The sequence below is a fragment of the Novosphingobium sp. BL-S-32 genome, from assembly GCF_056857055.1.
Window position 1 is genome coordinate 2,617,858 of sequence record NZ_CM166476.1, and the last position, 16,725, is coordinate 2,634,582.

Genomic DNA, 16,725 nt, shown 5'->3' on the forward strand with positions numbered 1-16,725 from the left:
GCTTACAGGGATTGGGCGGAGGAGCGGGGGCGTTTCGGTGTTCCCGGCCTCGCCTCGTCTAATCCAGGTGCCTGAACCTTCGAACCGATCTCTTTGGAGGACCGCTTACGCGGCGTGCTTGGCTGCTGCCGCGTATCTCGAAGCCGGTTTGCTCTCTTGTCGCGCGGATTGGCTCGTGCAGGATAGCACGCGAAAAGTGAACTCGCCGGTCTCGCGGGTCTCGAGGCCGAGACAGGCCTGTTTTCCGTCGGTCAACTGCGTGAGCAGCCTGTTTATGACGGAAGGCGGAAGGATCATGTCGACTTCCACGCGGTCCTCATAGACCCGGCCGATACCCAGAGTGTCCGGACTTCTGAATACGGTGCCCGGCTCGTTCAAATATAAGCGAACTTCCGCCCCTGTTCGGACCCATGGGTTCGAAGAGGTATCGTCTGCGACCTGACCGAGAAGCTCGCCGTCGGCAAGCCGCTCGACCTTGATCTTCAAATCCGCTCCGTTCACTTTTATTCCCCTCGATTCGTCGCCATAATACACCCGCTCATCGCAATATTAAATGTGTCATTATTTGCGATAAGGGTCTATTCAGGCTCGGTTTCCTGAGAGGCGCTTCGTTTTTTGCGCGGAAAATTTGCAGCAAAATGCTCGGGAGCAGAGATCGGCATGGCTGATTCGTTCGCGACCTGGGCCCAGCGGAAATGTTGCAGGACTCGCCTCTAGCGAAGCGGCTTGGGCTGCGGAAAGAAGCTTGCGGAGTAGCCGTCGGAGTTCCTGGGCCCCGCTGTGTCAGTGAGGGGGCGCCTCGTCCCTGCGCCACACGCCCTTGCGCAGACGCTTGATGCTCGTGCCGCAGTTTGCGCACGAGCTCAGATAGTGGCCCGAGATGTCCCATTTCGCATCATGGCGAATGGGTTCGTGACGGTTCAAAAGGCATCGCACTGCCTGCGGGAACATCTGCATGCGACTATCCTTTCGAGACACGCTCAAATAGCTCTGACGCGGATTCTTGCAAAGCAATCCGCATCGATCCGTAAGCTGAACAAATTTAACATTAACACAAGGTTACAATTTGCTGCAGCGCAAAATTCCTGACGGAAATCCAGCCAATCGAGCCGTCCGAAGATCATCCTTAATTGGTATTTTGATGACAAATTTTTGGCGAGATTTCGGTTCCACAGTCTGGCGGATGAGTCCAACGGGTGGTCCCGTTCTTGAATTTCGGCGAGGGGTAGGTTTCGCTGTTTAGAGAGGCGGGTGGATGGGGCCCCCTGCCACTGCCGGCCTCTTTGCCGTGTTCGGATCCGGGCGGCTGTGTGAGCAATTCCAAGGCAAGTGATGAGGCAAAGTCGGGCTGCCCCGCGCGGGCGCGCGGCCGGGCTCTATCTCGCTTGCGCTCGACCGAGCCGCCTCACGGCGTCTCGTCCCTTCGGGTGACGATCCCTTGCAGGGGGCGGGGCCTGCGGTCCCGCAAGCAGACATCGCGCGTGTGCGCGATGGCGCCTGATTGGCCTTCCGGCCTGGCGGGGTGGGCGTCGCTCATCCTCTAGGCCCGCCGCGGCGCGGTGCAAGGCGAGCAGGCTCGCCTCCTCCATTCCATTCCGGCCCTGCGGGTGCACCGCGCCTCGATCGGCGTGCCTGCCGGATCGCTCCTGCCGCCCACCCCGCCGTCCGGCGGCCAATGCGCGGTTAGAAAAGGAGTGAAGGACAATGGAACTGAAGCACATCGAGCTTGGCCGTCTGTCGGTCTCCGAGCTCAACATGCGGGGCACCCGCAAGGCCTGCGATATCGCCAATATCCTGCCCTCGGTCAGAGCACGGGGCGTGCTGGTGCCGCTCATCGTTCGCGAACTGGCGGGCGATGCTGCCGGTTTAAGCGGCGAAGGTGAGGGCGGTGATCACTCTCCCGCCTATGAAATCCTTGCAGGCAAGCGGCGCTATCATGCGGCTCTGACCTTGGCCGAGGAAGGCGGCGGCATCGAGGACCTGCCCTGCGCGGTGCTGGAACCCGGCGACGATGCAGCCGCGCTCGAAGCTTCCCTGATCGAGAACATTGCCCGGCTTGATCCCGACGAGATGACCCGGTGCGAAACGTTCGTGCGTCTCATGCGGGAAGGGCGGTCGGTCGAGGACGTGGCCTATACCTTCGGGCTGACCGCCTTGCAGGTGAAGCGCACGCTGGCGCTGGGCAACCTGATCCCGCGTCTGCGCAATCTCTACCGCTCGGAGAAGATCGATCCGGTTTCCCTCCGGCATCTCACCATGGCGTCGAGGTCCCGGCAGCGCGAATGGCTGGCCCTCTTCGATACCCCCGGCGCCTATACGCCCACCGGTTTTGCGCTCAAGGCATGGCTGTTCGGAGGGGCATCGATCCCGACCTCGTCGGCCCTGTTCGATGTCGAGGCCTACGCAGGCGAGATCGTCGCGGACCTGTTCGGCGCCGAGCGCTACTTCGCCTCCACCGAGGCTTTCTGGGCAGCGCAGATGGAAGCGGTCGAGGCCAGGGCGGCGGATCTGCGCGAACATGGCTGGCCCGAGATCGTGGTGATGCCGCGCGGCGAGACTTTCCATTCATGGGAGTACGAGCACGTCGCCAAATCGAAAGGCGGCAGGGTCTATATCGCTATCGGCCATCGCGGCGATGTGACGATCCACGAAGGCTATCTCACCGCCAGAGAAGCGCGGCGGCTGGAACGCGGCGAAGCAATCGAGCACCCGGTTCGCCCCGAGGTATCGAGTACGGTCAATGCCTACATCGACCTGCATCGCCATGCGGCAGTGCGGGCAAGGCTGGCGGGCGATCCCGGCCTGTCGCTCCGGGTCATGGCCGCGCATGCGATTGCCGGTTCGCCGCTCTGGCACGTGCGGATCGAGGACCAGCGTGCGCCGAACGATGCGGTGGCGGAGAGCGTCGAGGGCTGCGTTTCCGAAACGGCATTCGATGCCGGGCGGCGGCAGGTTCTTGCGCTGCTGGGATTGAACGGGGAGACGCCCACTGTCACCGGCAGCGATCCGGATGGCGGCGATATTTGCTGTCTGCTCCTGCGTCTGATTGCGCTCAGTGACGAACAGGTGATGGCCGTGCTGGCTGTCGTCATGGGCGAAACGCTGGCGGTCGGAACCAGCCTTGTCGACCTGCTCGGGCGGCATATGGGCGTCGACATGGCGGCTGTGTGGCAGGCGGACGATGCCTTGCTCGATAGTATCCGCGACCGCGAGGTCATGGGGCTGCTTCTGACCGAAGTGGCGGGTGAAACGGTCGCCGCCGAGAACGCGAAAGCTGCCACCAAGATCCAGCGCACATTCATCCGGGATTGCCTTGCGGGCGAGCACGGACGGGCGAAAGTCGAGGGTTGGGTGCCGCGCTGGATGGCGTTTCCGGCCGCGACTTACACCGCGCGCGGGGGTGTCGGCAGTGCCGAGCGGTCGCAGCGGATTGCGATGCTGCTGGCAGCGGAAGCCACGAGCAAGTGCGACGCCGATCAACCCCACAACCTGCCGCACGCGGCCTGACCCGGAAGCCCGGCTGCGCGCAGCGGGGCCGGGATTTCCCTCCAAGGGAGATATGAAAATGGAACAGAAATCCGATCAAGCCGCCAATTCACAAGGGCTGGCACGCATCGAAGCTGCACTGGCCGAACTGCCGGAATTGCAGAGGCGAATCTTCCTCGCCCGATGTGTCTATCACATGGAGATGCACGAAATCGCCCGTCAGACGGGGCTCTCCGAGCGCGAGGTCCGCAGGCTCATGGGGTGCGCCGTCAAATGCATCGTCCGAAGCATTATCGGATGTGCAGGCCTCGATAGGGAAGGCCGCGACGAAGCCGCGCAGCTTCGGGACTCTGCGAACGGAGCATGAGGGAAATAGCCCGGCGACGTGAGAGCGCTGCCGGGCTTCCCGCCATCGGGAGATCGCAAATGGACAAGGAACCGAGCCCGGAGCTTTTGGCCCGGCTGGAAGCCGCCATGGCTGCATTGTCAAAAATCGATAGGGAGATTTTCCTCGCCGCGCGTCTGGACGGCATGAGCTATGTGGAAATCGCGTGGCGGACCTGCCGTTCGGTGAAGGACATCGAGAAGCGGATGAGCAGGGCAATCGGAATCATCACGCGCATACTGGAAGAAGGCGGCGGCCCATGAGCCTGCCGTCTTTTCCTTGCGCCTGCCGCCCCTTATGCCCCACAGTCGAGCCAAGCCCATGAAGACCGATCTCGACCATCTCCCCGACCGCAAGCGCCACGATCTTGAGCGCGTGGTGCAGATCATCTTTTCGGAATTCGAGGATGCGCGCGCGCTTTCCACGCAGAAATGGAAGCGGGAGGGGCGGATCGCCCAGATCATCCTTTATGGCTCCTATGCGCGTGGGAACTGGATCGAGGATCATCTCGGCGGATACTATTCGGACTACGATATCCTCGTCATCGTCAATGACGAGCGGCTGGCCGATCCCGAATATTGGCACCGCGCGCAGGATCATCTGATGCGCGAATATGGCATCGCCAAGCGCATCTCCGCGCCGGTCGGCATGGTCGTCCACAGCATGGCCGATGTGAACGGTCAGCTGTCGCGTAGCCGTCCCTTTTTCATGGATGTCGTGCGGGAGGGCGTGGTCCTCTACTCGCTCGAAGAGCAGCACTTCGAAATGCCCAAGCCGTTGGATACGGCGGTGGCTTTCTTGGAGGCCGAGCAGAACTACAAGCAGTGGTTCGAGAGTGCCACCCGTTTCGTTGATTTGGCGGGCGATGCCCTCAAGCGGGATTACAAGAACCACGCGGCGTTTTTGCTGCACCAAGCGACCGAGCACTGTTACCACACAGTGTTGTTGACGCTGACGCTCTACAGCCCGAAGTCACACAACATCGAATTCCTGCGCAACAAGAGCGAGGATCTCGTCCGCGATCTGATCCCGGTCTGGCCGCGCGATGGCAAGTTCGTGCGGCGCTGTTTCGAACTGCTGCAGCAGGCTTACGTCAAGGCAAGATACTCGCCCTACTACACGATCCGGGACGTGGAACTGGAGTGGATCATCGAGCGCGTGGAACTGCTTCACGCGTTGACCAAGGAAGTCTGCGAAGCTCACCTCAAGAAGAACGGCAGCCGCACCTAGGTAAGTTCGTTCCCGCAAAATCGAGCGCCAAATCCAGGGCGTCGCCGTAACCGGCGACGCCCTTTTCTGTCGGGTTCTCATTACGGGAAGGCGGCGTGATCCGATCAATTTGCCGCTCAAAATCGCTCCCAATGCCGAACCGCTTGCGGATGGATTTGTGACCATGTCGGCACCTGCAGGCGAGACCAAATCGGGGAGCACCGACCCGAAATCACCCATCACGACCTGTCTTGAAAGACCGGCGAAAATCTCCGCTGACCTTAGACAGCAGCATCGAGCAGGGTGCTTGATGTTGCCGCGCGCGTGCCGAGCGAGGACGTCTTGGCGCTGCTGGGGAACATGGTGGGGGAGAGGGTGTGGAAGGCAGGGGAGGGTAAGAAGGGGGAGGGCAAGTTAAAAGGCGTAGTCTCGCGCTGCGATCCAACTCATTGTCTGCACATCGTTTTTTACGAGATTTCGGCGGGTTCCTGGCCTCGCCATGCCTCCACCGCCAGATTTTTGGCCCCAGAAATGGCGGATTCCTGCGCCCTTGGGACTCGCTGACAGTGGAGGCCCTTGAAGCAACGCGCGCGCAATCCCTCATCGAGGGCTTTGCAAGCGAGGTACGCGCGATGGATGACAATTTCCTGGTGTGGCTTGGCCACATTGGCAAGGAGCGTTCCTTCCGAAATGCTCTGCGGCGGGCGGTCAATCAGGCCGGGGGAGGCCGACGCACTTCTGGAAGCGGAAAGGCCCGCTTTGTTGGAAGCCGGATCGGCCGCGGCGCTGCTCCAGGACGGATGCTGGCAAATCGTGACGACTTTGGTGCGTCCGGTGCGCACCGGGTCATCGTCAAGGTTCGCTATGTGAAGCTCGCTGGAAAGGGCGCGAAGGCTGCCATTGCCCATCTGCGTTATCTGCAGCGCGACGGCACCACCCGCGAGGGGGAGCGCGGCACGCTCTACGGCCGCGAAATCGATGCCGAGGATGGCAAGGCATTCCTCGAACGCGGAACTGGCGATCGCCACCAGTTTCGCTTCATCGTCTCGCCGGAGGACGGCCAGCATTACGAGGATCTGAAGCCACTGACGCGCCGTCTGATGCAGGATGTCGAAACCGACCTCGATACCCGCCTCGAATGGGTGGCGGTCGACCACTACAACACCGGCCATCCGCACACGCATATCGTCGTGCGCGGCGTCGATGATCGGGGCAAGGACCTCGTCATCGCCCGCGATTACATCAGCAGAGGCATCGCCGCCCGCGCTTCCGATATCGTCAGTCTCGATCTTGGACCGCGCACCGAGCTGGAAATTCAGCAAGCGCGGCGCTCCGAGATTTCAGCCGAGCGCTTCACCCGGCTCGACCGCACTCTGTTGACCTCGCTCGATGAGCAGGGGCTGGCACCGGCCTGGCATCGCGACTCGTTCGAACAAAGCGTGCGTGCTGCGCGGCTTGGCACGCTCGCGCGGATGGGGCTCGCTGTCGAGGAAGAGAAGGGGCGCTACCGCCTCGACCCCGATCTCGAGAGTACGCTGCGGATAATGGGCAAGCGCGGCGACATCATCGCCACCATGCATGATCGCCTGAAAGCGCGACCCGAATTGGCGCCGCATGACTATACGATCTTCGAGCCTGGCAACGACCACGTGATTGTCGGCCGAGTGGAAGCGCGAGGCCTGTCCGACGAGCACCAGGATCGCCACTACATGATCGTCGAGGCGACCGATGGTCGAACCCATTACGTCGATCTCGGACACGAACTGGCCGACGGTGCCATGCAGGGTCGGCTTGTCAGGGTCGAGCAGGCGCGGTTCGGCACCCGCATTGCTGACCGCAACGTCGCCGAGATCGCGGCCGCCAATGGCGGGATCTACAGCATCAGCAAGCACCTTGCCCATGACCGCACCGCCAGGCGGGAATTTGCCGAAACCCACGTGCGCCGCCTTGAAGCCATTCGGCGGGCTCAGGGCGGGGTGGAGCGCCAACTCGACGGGACCTGGAAGATCCCGGAAGATCATCTGAGGCGCGTCGAACAGTACGAACAGCGCCTGGCACAAAACCGCCCGGTCAAGGTGGGGGTTCTGGCCGAGCGTCCACTGGAGCAGTTGGTTCAGCACGACGGTCCGACCTGGCTGGATCGGCAGTGCATCGCCCAGGATCCCGAGCAGCTTCAGGGGCGATTGGGCGGCGAAGTTCGTGGCGCTCTCCAGCAGCGCCGGCAATGGCTCATCGAACAGGGCCTAGCGGAGCAGGAAGGCAGCACAGTTCGTTTCAGGGCAAATCTGCTCGCCAACCTGCAGCAGCGTGAGCTTCGCCGTGTCGCTGGCCAACTCTCCGAAGAACTGGGGCTCCCGTTTGCTGAAAATCGGCATGCCCATGTCGAGGGAACCTATCGCCGGGCCATTGAGGTCGGCGGCGAGAAGTACGCCCTGATCGAGAAGTCACGGGAGTTCACGCTGGTGCCTTGGCGGCCCGAATTGGAAAGGCACCTCAACCAGGAGGTGTCCGGCCTTGTGCGGGGAGCGGGGATCACGTGGCGGCGCGGGATCGATCGCGGCGGCCCGGAAATCTCGTGATCGTCACGAGATGCACCGGAAACTATCCTCGGTGCATCCGTCGGTGTCTATGACCGGAATTTGCCGGCTGGCATTCTGGCGCGCATGCAGACGCGCAAGACCCGCCATCAGCTTTACCTGCCCGACCATTTGTCGGCGCGGCTTGATGCATTGGCGGCGGAGCCCAACAATTCCAAGACGGCGATCATGACTGAGGCGCTCGGCGCTTGGTTCGAGCGCCGCGAAGATGTCGAGGCCGAGCGGCAGTTCGGGAAGAAGCTGGAGCGGCAGGCGAGGGCGGCCGAACGAATGGAACGGAGGCTCGATTACCTTACCGAGGTGGTCGGGCTCTTCGTGCGGCATCAACTGACACTGACCGCGCATCATCCTGCATTCGATGCGGCGACCCGAAAACTTGGCCTGGCACGTTACGACGCATTCGTCCGGCTGGTCGGGGAGCAGGCGACGAAAGGGCAAGGCGGAAGGGGGAGTGGGAATTCGACGTCAGGCGAAGGAGAGAAATGATGGACGACGAGTGGACGCGGGCTGTGAGCAACAAACACGACAATCAATCGCTGACCGAGCCCTTGGCGGTCCGTATTCCCGAGGCATGCCGTCTCACGGGGATTAGCCGTTCCAAGCTCTACGAGCTTATTGCCGACGGCCAAATCGAGATCGCCAAAATCGGATCCATGACCCTGGTGCCTCTGGACAGCTTGCGGGGGCTGATCAGGCGAACACGCAGGTTTACCGATTAGTCCGCGCGCCGATGCTGCCGGAGCAGCTAATCAATTCCGTGAGAGAATGGAGGTAATACTTAATTTCCTGGCTAGAATCGATCTGCAGGGTTCAGACTATTTTCCGCATGGACATCAAGTTTGGCATCTTTTCATGGAGGAAAGCTTGGAGGTTAGGCCATCATCCGTCGCTGCACACACAGTCACTTCGGCACTTGAGCGTGCCGCCCGGGCCTTGTGTTATGTTCATGGAATACACCCGAACGAGCGCATGGGCGGCAATCCAAGTTGGATGCATTACCTGCCCGAGGCCCAAGCCGTTTTAGAGGCTGTGCGCGACCCGTCGAGCCGGATGAGCGATGCGGGTAAGGATGAGCTAAATTTGAAGTGCGGGCGCCAGATCGACCAGCAGGACCTTGAAAGTGCTTGGCGCGCTATGATTGATGCCGCCCTGGCGGAGAGGTGAAGAAATAGGAAGTGATGCTATTTGGAGCTCGGATCGGCGATCTGCGTTTGCGCATGTTTGAATACGCGCTGGTCAAGATAGAGCGGCGTTCGTTGGGCAGTCTTCAGATTCAATGGTGTAGGAGCACCGTCTAAGGGTTGGCCTCCCACACCATTCTGAAATTTCCCGGCTCAGCCCTTGCGGCCGATGAACACCTTTTCTCCGCGCATAAGCCCAAATTTCACGGTGTCGTCACCGTTTGCGCCGTACTCTTCTATTTTGAACCCCGGTGCCGACAGACGGGTGCGATAATCCCGGCCGAAGAAGCGCACATGGTCGTTTTGGCCGAAGTGCAACTCGCGATCATATCCTGATCGGACGGCATCATTTTCGTACGTCTCATCCCAACCCTCAACGATTGGCACCATGGCGATCAACGTCCCGCCCGGACGAAGAATGCGATGGAGCTCAGAGATCGCTTTTGAGTCGTCGACATGCTCCAAGACGTGATTGGCGATAACCACGTCGATTGACGCCGAGGGGACGTCAATATCCTCAAGATTCAGAACGATGTCGGCAACGCCCGGCATGATATCGGCAGATATGTAATCGGCGGCGATCCCTTTAACGAGCTTCTTGATCGAAGGTTCTGGTGCGAAGTGCAGAACCTTGTCTTCCGGATTGATCAGCTTCAGTTCGTCAATCGCGATTTTAAGAAGTCTATGGCGCTCCAGAGAAGCGCAATTGCCGCACTTGGCGTCGAACCTGGGAGGAGAGCCGTACGCAGGAAAGCGTCCGTGGTAACCACAAAGCGGGCAATCTCTCGGCTGAATACCTGAGAGCTTCGGAATCATACTTATGCCGTAGGCAACCGACCGAACTTGGTTGCGTATTCCCATATCTATCTAGCCCCCGAATGACGTTGGCCCGACGATGTCTACGTTCTGATCCGAAGTCAATTCGAAGGGCTAATTGTCATCTTTCCTTTGAGCTCTATGGGCTTGCAGTGGCCAACAAAACAGTCCTGGTGACGGCCATCTGCTGATCTCTATCGTAAGCGTGTTCGGCGAATCTTGCTCTCGCAGTTCCAATCGAGCTGAGAATAGGAGCCAGGAACAGAAATTGGTAAACCGGCTCAAAGAACACGATGTTCAATGCAAATCCGAAAATACTTGCGATAAACAAGGCTGTGCATTGGGTTGCCCATTTGGAATATTTACCACTCTGTATCAAGGCCCAGAACGAATTTGAGATCAGCAAGATCGCAAGGGCCAAGGCTGCAAAACCAGCTTGGTAGGCGACATTTAGGAAAAAATTGTCAACAATAACCGGCTCGACGCCCCTAATGTCTACACCTTGAACTGCACCCGTTCCCAAGCCGAGATCTTGCCAACGATTTGAGAGCAGATCCTTCCAGGTGTTGGCACGCGTCGCCATCGTTGACGTTTTTCCGTACAAGCTCTGATCGCGTGTCGTGGAGAAGTTCGTCATCACCGAAACCACAGGTACCGCTACTACGAAAGCCGCAGCGAGGAGGCCGGTTGTCGTGATTTTCCAACGCCTGACTTGGCCTTGCCCTCCAAAGAACAGCCGCATTCCGAGAAGGGCAGCACACATAATGATGCCGTTGCGATTGAAAGTGAAGGCGAGCACGGCAACTGCTACCGCCGCGAGTGCCATCCAGAGATTGCTACGTTTCGGCCGGAAAATTGCTTGAGAAACGATCCAAGTGCAAAAAAGCGCAAGCGCGAAGGCGGAATAAAAAACGCCGGGCGCGCGGACAGAGAAAGTACCCGCGGCAGTTTGCAACGGGTACGCAATAAGTCCAGCCTTATACAGCCGAAGTAAGGCATTGGCAGCTGCCCATTTGTCAAATGCAATGTAGGCGATTTGCATCAAGGCAATGCCCAAAACACAGAAGACAATAGACAAAACATGTCTGCTTTTTGCAAAGTAAGCATTCAAATTATAGGCAGTTGCAGAGGTTAATGCCGCCATAGGCATCAGGAATTGGACAAGAGTAATGCCGAAAAAATCGCGTACCGTAATTAGTTCGCGCGGAACTAAATGCATCGTCACGCTTGCAAACAAAATCGTAATTAGGCCGATCCACCCAAGCGCGAGATAATTTCGAGCATGACTTTCGAAGATGCGGTAAATGTTAGTTACGATCAGGATGCCTAGAACTGCGGCAGTCACAGCCGAAAATGGGATCGGAAAATTTGTCTGGTATTCAATTACGCGCAACGCGTCCTTGAAAATCGCAAGATACAGCGCAACCGTAAAGAGAAGCGGTGGGAGCGCTCTTTCGGCACTACGTGGCCTTCGCGCCAAAAGGGTACTCGGAATTCTCCGATCAATCATTCGTATAAACCTCGAGGGGCGAAGTCGGAAATGGAGGGGCAATTGGCTTGTCTCGGTTCCATGTCCGAGATTCCCATCTCAACATCGCCTTGCCCGCAGAGTCGCGTTCTTTCACAATCTTTGTCTGCATTTGCGGCAAGTTAGAACGAACCTTCGTCATTTCTGGGGCTAGGGTAATTGCCGGCAATTGCCCAATCTGTTGCAGAGAAGCATCGCTGACAATCCAGCGCCCCAGCCCCTTTGGCGAGCGATACGACTGTGTCAATCGCCCATTTTCCCAAACTACAGGTTCCACGCCGATTGCGAATGCAAATGATCCCTTGCCGCCAAAGTCCCACTTGAAATCCCAGTTGCTGACGGGACGAGTAACCCATTTTCCGGCCTCGAACCTCGCATTGAAAATCTGAGAATGGTTGCTGTCGTCATATCGATGGTAGCTTACTACCGCCCGCTTTTCAGCGTCGAAGCCGATAGCCAGCAAGCCATTCAGGATACCGCCGCCAGGCTGGACATGATCAATCACATCCGCGGTTTTGAGTGTGATTGGAAGTCGCAGGGGAACGCCATCTGCTGTCTTCCAAACCTTCAAATCGTCCGAATATGCATAGCTAGGGTCGAGGTTCGCAGCTGCATCAAGAGCAGCTCGCCAGACCCATGCCAGATGATAGCGTCCGTCGGGTCCTTTCGTGATGTCGGTCGGGTAAGCGCTGCGTACTCCCTCACCGCTAATAAGGCCGTTCGGCGTCAGGTCCGACCAAGTGCCTGTGTTTGGATCATAACTCTTCAGTCGCAGATCACCTGACGCACTTTTGCCGTTCCGGTATGAGAGAATCAATTTGCCGCCAGGCCCGTCAAAGAAAGTCGGATAGGTCATCGAGCTTTCGGCCAACCCGGTTAGCGACGGCACGCGTTCGAACGTCGTGAGATCAAACGGCTTCTTGGTCCGGAAATAGGTCAACGGTGAGTCGTGCATGTTCGCAAAAACGTGGACTCTTCCGACGGAATCGACTGTCATTGCGATACCATTGTGACTGTCCCACCCCAAGGTTGAGGGGAGAGTCGCTGAAACCAACTGGTTGCTCTTCAAATCGCGTCGCGCCACAACGAGCCGACGTGACGCATCGTAAAAGGCGGCGAACTGGTATTGCTGCCTCGTTACGACGGCGAATTGAACCGGAAACCCGCCCCACGCCTGACCGATAATCGCTCCCTTATCGTCGCCGATTTTAGCAACGGTCTTTGCAATGCAAATTGAGGTTGGTGGGCAGGAGTTATCTGGTGCAGCGCTAAGTGCGGTTGCACTCGCAACGAGTGTGATCAGCATGCCGTGTGATTTCATGGTTCATCCAAATTCGATGCCCGAGGCGAACACATCTACGATGGAAAACATAGCAGACGTGCCCACCGCGAAAGATCCAATCGTATGCAGTCCATCCAATACGGCGGCGATTCGATCATCATCTATCGTCGCCACCTTCATGGCCAGCGTGCGAACAGTCTATTACAGGGTACTTCTAGCACGTTGAAACGCCAGTGTTCCGTCTCGCGCTGATACGACCGTTTACAGAATTCAGCAATCCACTCATCCCTGCTCGGCACCTCAAATCGGCGGGCCGAAGAAACCGCTGGTCCCGACTTGTCGAAAGAGAAACGCATCCTGTCATCAGGTCTGCAGGATCCTTCGCGATCAACTCCTGGGCCCGGATGAACGTGGATGTAGGCCCAACCCTGTCGCGGGTGTGCAAGAAGAGTTTTGGCAAATTCCATGGTCTGCAGTGGGGCCATCAAGAGCAGCGGTTTCGCGATCTCTAGCAATTAGTGCTCAGCCGCAGCGGCGGTCGATGGCGGCAATGAGCCCATGGTGCCACTTCACGGCCATCACACCGTCGAACAGCCGCTTGAAGGCTTCCCAAATCGACCCTGCCCGCGTTCATATTCCCAGCGTGGATTACACCTGCGATACCGCATCAAGGTAAATCTGGAATTTTCTCAGAGATGTAAATTTACTTTTACTTTTAATTAGAAATATTTTCCAATCTATAAATAAGATTTTCGATGTGTTCATCCCAATAGAGGTTTTTGCTGGATGAAACAGCCAGATAAAAGTCTTCGGATTTGTAGGAGTTGAGCAAATAATTAATCTTATATATTAAATCTGAATCGGATATTTCATTGTAATTAACTACCCAATTAGAAAACTCGTCGTCCAGGTCGCCAAATTTTTTCGAAATTAATGACGGTCTATTTTCAGACAAATATTGTGTCAGTTTTATGGGGGATTCATCGTGAGATTTCTCGACAATATACGGTATAAGGCCAATCTTAAATGACCGTATAATGCTTTTTTGTTCGGAGGCGTGGTACTCTCCGCCCACGGTGACACCAGGTATCGCGCTCAGTTCTTTAAATACGTCTTTATGGTAAGCTTTGCCACGAATAATTGTCTTGTATCCCAGTGATGACAGGCGTCGAATCAAAGGTATATCGAATTTATCTGTAATAAATCCCGTGAATCCGAAATCATATTTCGGATCTTCCAGGTCAGCGGTCTCACGTGTGAAGGAATTGCGGTTATCTCGAACAAGGCGATTGGGCAGAACCAGCCCCTCTGGAAACGATTTTAGCGCGGGTTTGCTTACGCCAGTGATTATGTCGCCATATTTTCTGACGAAATCATATTTTTTTTCGACTTCAGCTTTTTGTAAATCGGTAAAAACGTTATGAATTGCAAAATTGTCGATCAAATCGTACCAGTAAACGACTGAACGATCCTCTACCAAGGATGCACTTGGTATGAAAAAGGGATGAAAATCCAAGAGCACCTTTGTATGCCCATTGGGTTTTCGCCAATTCTCCAAAAATTTGGTGTGGACGCCCATCGATGTGCGCGTCCAAAGTCGACGTTGAGTGAAAGCGGTCACAAAATTACACGTCATTTGCGAGTAAATCTGCGTTTTGGCTCCTATCTCGGTGTGCTCTCGTTGAGTGCCTCGTCCTAGGAGGCCTTCCCCGGGAAGCTTGGGGCGCTCAAGCCAGTGAATGGAGGATACCCGTGGGTCTGAATCAAGAACGCGAAGGATCATCAGGTCGCGGACTGTAAAGCCATAGCGTCGGGCGAACTGCATAGTTCGATATGGCAGGATGGCTACGTCAATCACGCTGATTACCTTTAAGGGGGACCGCGGCGGCCTTGCCGCGGCTGCTTGCTGCGATAGAAAAAATTGCTGACACGGCGTCAACCCGGATGTTGGTGTGCACGTAGCAGGCTGCGGCCACCGCCACGCCTATGAGCGCGTTTGTCGCCGCAAGCGTGAGAGCCGCACCGACGCCGCCATAAGTGGAAATAGCAAAGATGGCTACGAGCGTTCCCAGCGCATATCCAGACGACAATATTATGGATAGAGTTCCGGTACGACCACTTATCACCATGATCGAAGATGGCATCAAGAATAGAGAGTTAATTGCTTCCGAAACAACCACAATTCGAAGAATATAAATCCCATCAGTCAGATTCTTTCCAAAGAGATTCATAAAAAAGCCCGGAAAGAAGAAGATCGAGGCCAGTACGGCAATCGATACCAGGAAAGATCCGGCTGCCATCGTGGCAGCTTCTCGTTCAACCATTAGCCTGTCGCCAGAATTCCATGCTTTCGCGAGAGAGGGCTCTCGAACATGCAAGAATGAAACGGGCACAAATTTTGCTAAGCGGATGTACCGCACTGCGATACCAAATGCCGCCGCAGACATTGATGACGAAGCATAACCAATGGCAATAAGCAATATATCAGGATACATGGACGACAAATTCGTACATAGCGCCATTTTTATCTGAGGAAGGCTTACGATCTTGCTCTTCGTATTGAGTGGCTTTCTCTCGCAGGTAAGTGTTTCGATCTTCTTATTTATTAATAAATAGACAAATATATTCGACAAAATTTGGCCCAAAACGATCGCAGTGAGTGCCAATGTTAGGGAGTAGCCGGTTACGATACCAAGAATGCCGAAAATTCCGATCGAAACCAACATCGGAACAATCGTGAAGCCCAGATCTGCAGAAAGGGCGAGGTTCAAACCTCTTGCGGCACCTGTTAAGTTCACCAAAAGGCAAAAAGTTAGTGACCCCATCAAGATGAGGGCAATTTCTAAAAAATTAAATGTGAGTGATTTATTGAAAAATATTACTGATAAGAAAATAAAAAATAAAATTGCGGAATTTTGGAGGCTCGCCCACTGAGCTCGGCGGACGATTTGTTTGGCTTCATTTCTGCTCCCTGCGCCGGGTAGTGTCAGGGAAAGGGTGCGATCTCTCCCTAGGCTACCCGTTTGACCGATAACCCGCATTTGGCTTTGACCGACCATAGCCAGTCCACCGATGGCCGGACCCAGCAGCCTAAACGCCACCCATTGCCATGCGAAGGATGCCGTGGCTCCCGTGATTTTGAGGCCTACCGACATCAGTACGCGCGCGTTGCGGGAGGATAGCAATTCGGTAGGTTTCACCGGTCGGAACCTATGTTGTATCGAGCAGGCGGCGCTTCGCCCATTCGCTCATTGAGCCCATCGCTCAGGGCTCGCCAAATCAAACGAAGTCGGCCGAACAAAGCAGGATTGAGGCGCTGTTCGACCAGCGCTATGGACAAGCCTAATGCAAGATAAATCGCCATGTTAACCGTATATATCGTTTTATTTTTCCGGACATATCGATTCTCAAAGGCAATTCTATTTCTTATTGAATAATAAACTCTAAAATTCGGTGCACTTGAATCGAACATCGCTGGTGCTATGCTCTTCTTTTGATTCCAAGAATTGTCTATGGATCGTAAGGGTTGGGCGGAAATGAGAAGAATTCTTGCGCACACGCTTAAAAGTTTTCTAGAATAATCATAATCATCGCAATAAACGAAGAATGTCTTATCGGGGAGAGGGGCTTTCCTCGCAATTGCGATCGGGATTGCTAGTCCTGCATACGGCGCGTGATCAACCGTTATCGGCGCGCTCGCTGCGTGCGGCCCTCTATTCGATTTGGGTCTCGTGATGTGAAAGTCATGAAAGGAATTTGGTCGCGTGTCTCCCCTGCGGGCACCAGAAAGAATTTTCCTTTGCTCGGGTCGATCATCGCGCGGCAACAGGAAGATCGTATCCTTACCATGGACGAAAATGGAATTTTGAAGATCGCTCAGCGTACCAGTGTCGAGTACCAAGTCGTCGTCGATTAGGATGATGTAATCAATGGCGTCTAATGATCGGGCAGCGCTTATTCCATCGTGATATCCCCCGGCTGAGCCGGTGTTATGAGATCGACGAATTATGGTTAGCTTTTTTGATATTTTCGATTCCGGCGAAAATTCCACCGGTGGCGTACTGGCATTATCGACAATGATGATCGCCTTCACTTCTGGCAATTCGGCGGCAGCCGAAATAGATCTCGTCAACAAGTCGTGACGCGCGCCGTAAGTTACCGCAACGATCGCAATCGAAGGTATGTTCATAGTTATACTCAAACCTTCTTTCGCAGAAGGCGAAGGCTATCGACAAAAAATG

General features: G+C 56.1%; 15 protein-coding genes. 8 read left to right on the top strand and 7 right to left on the bottom strand.

The annotated features are described in order from the left end of the window. Positions 1 to 105: 105 nt before the first annotated feature. The gene (locus AC1VVK_RS12395) at positions 106 to 501 is read right to left on the bottom strand and encodes a hypothetical protein (protein ID WP_482903229.1); all 396 of its coding nucleotides are present in this window, start codon (positions 499 to 501) and stop codon (positions 106 to 108) included. Between the two features lie 1,203 nt (positions 502 to 1,704). Here AC1VVK_RS12395 and AC1VVK_RS12400 point away from each other — a divergent pair. The 8 genes from AC1VVK_RS12400 to AC1VVK_RS12435 all read left to right on the top strand — a co-directional run bounded on the left by AC1VVK_RS12400 (position 1,705) and on the right by AC1VVK_RS12435 (position 8,841). Further along, the gene (locus AC1VVK_RS12400) at positions 1,705 to 3,507 is read left to right on the top strand and encodes a ParB/RepB/Spo0J family partition protein (protein WP_482903230.1); all 1,803 of its coding nucleotides are present in this window, start codon (positions 1,705 to 1,707) and stop codon (positions 3,505 to 3,507) included. Between the two features lie 58 nt (positions 3,508 to 3,565). Continuing rightward, a complete protein-coding gene (locus AC1VVK_RS12405) occupies positions 3,566 to 3,853 on the top strand; it encodes an RNA polymerase sigma factor (RefSeq protein ID WP_482903231.1) in 288 nt (95 codons plus the stop codon). Between the two features lie 59 nt (positions 3,854 to 3,912). Further along, the gene (locus tag AC1VVK_RS12410) at positions 3,913 to 4,134 is read left to right on the top strand and encodes an RNA polymerase sigma factor (protein ID WP_482903232.1); all 222 of its coding nucleotides are present in this window, start codon (positions 3,913 to 3,915) and stop codon (positions 4,132 to 4,134) included. A 58-nt stretch (positions 4,135 to 4,192) separates the two neighbouring features. Next, positions 4,193 to 5,101, top strand: coding sequence for a HEPN domain-containing protein (locus AC1VVK_RS12415; RefSeq protein ID WP_482903233.1), 909 nt, complete (start codon positions 4,193 to 4,195; stop codon positions 5,099 to 5,101). Positions 5,102 to 5,646: 545 nt separating this feature from the next. Further along, positions 5,647 to 7,659, top strand: coding sequence for a relaxase/mobilization nuclease RlxS (gene rlxS / locus AC1VVK_RS12420; RefSeq protein ID WP_482903234.1), 2,013 nt, complete (start codon positions 5,647 to 5,649; stop codon positions 7,657 to 7,659). Between the two features lie 84 nt (positions 7,660 to 7,743). Then, positions 7,744 to 8,163 (top strand): CopG family transcriptional regulator, encoded by a 420-nt coding sequence (locus AC1VVK_RS12425; protein WP_482903235.1) that lies wholly within the window; start codon positions 7,744 to 7,746, stop codon positions 8,161 to 8,163. Continuing rightward, on the top strand, positions 8,160 to 8,396 hold the full coding sequence (locus AC1VVK_RS12430) for a helix-turn-helix domain-containing protein (protein WP_482903236.1): 237 nt from the start codon (positions 8,160 to 8,162) through the stop codon (positions 8,394 to 8,396). Before AC1VVK_RS12425 ends, AC1VVK_RS12430 begins: the two co-directional genes overlap by 4 nt. Before the next feature lie 46 nt (positions 8,397 to 8,442). After that, positions 8,443 to 8,841 (top strand): hypothetical protein, encoded by a 399-nt coding sequence (locus AC1VVK_RS12435; RefSeq protein WP_482903237.1) that lies wholly within the window; start codon positions 8,443 to 8,445, stop codon positions 8,839 to 8,841. Positions 8,842 to 9,011: 170 nt separating this feature from the next. Here the strand turns inward: AC1VVK_RS12435 and AC1VVK_RS12440 are convergent, their stop codons facing one another. The 6 genes from AC1VVK_RS12440 to AC1VVK_RS12465 all read right to left on the bottom strand — a co-directional run bounded on the left by AC1VVK_RS12440 (position 9,012) and on the right by AC1VVK_RS12465 (position 16,673). Then, a complete protein-coding gene (locus AC1VVK_RS12440) occupies positions 9,012 to 9,674 on the bottom strand; it encodes a methyltransferase domain-containing protein (protein ID WP_482903238.1) in 663 nt (220 codons plus the stop codon). 139 nt (positions 9,675 to 9,813) lie between these two features. Then, the gene (locus AC1VVK_RS12445; RefSeq protein WP_482903239.1) at positions 9,814 to 11,067 is read right to left on the bottom strand and encodes a hypothetical protein; all 1,254 of its coding nucleotides are present in this window, start codon (positions 11,065 to 11,067) and stop codon (positions 9,814 to 9,816) included. Positions 11,068 to 11,176: 109 nt separating this feature from the next. After that, complete coding sequence (locus AC1VVK_RS12450; protein ID WP_482903240.1) at positions 11,177 to 12,508, bottom strand: BNR repeat-containing protein; 1,332 nt, start codon at positions 12,506 to 12,508, stop codon at positions 11,177 to 11,179. Between the two features lie 691 nt (positions 12,509 to 13,199). Beyond that, positions 13,200 to 14,342: a hypothetical protein gene (locus tag AC1VVK_RS12455; protein WP_482903241.1), complete on the bottom strand. Its 1,143-nt coding sequence runs from the start codon at positions 14,340 to 14,342 to the stop codon at positions 13,200 to 13,202. After that, entirely contained in the window at positions 14,335 to 15,684 is a 1,350-nt protein-coding gene (locus AC1VVK_RS12460) for an MATE family efflux transporter (protein WP_482903242.1), read from the bottom strand. Before AC1VVK_RS12460 ends, AC1VVK_RS12455 begins: the two co-directional genes overlap by 8 nt. Next, on the bottom strand, positions 15,681 to 16,673 hold the full coding sequence (locus tag AC1VVK_RS12465) for a glycosyltransferase (protein ID WP_482903243.1): 993 nt from the start codon (positions 16,671 to 16,673) through the stop codon (positions 15,681 to 15,683). The genes AC1VVK_RS12460 and AC1VVK_RS12465 overlap by 4 nt, the downstream gene beginning before the upstream one ends. Between the last annotated feature and the right edge of the window lie 52 nt (positions 16,674 to 16,725).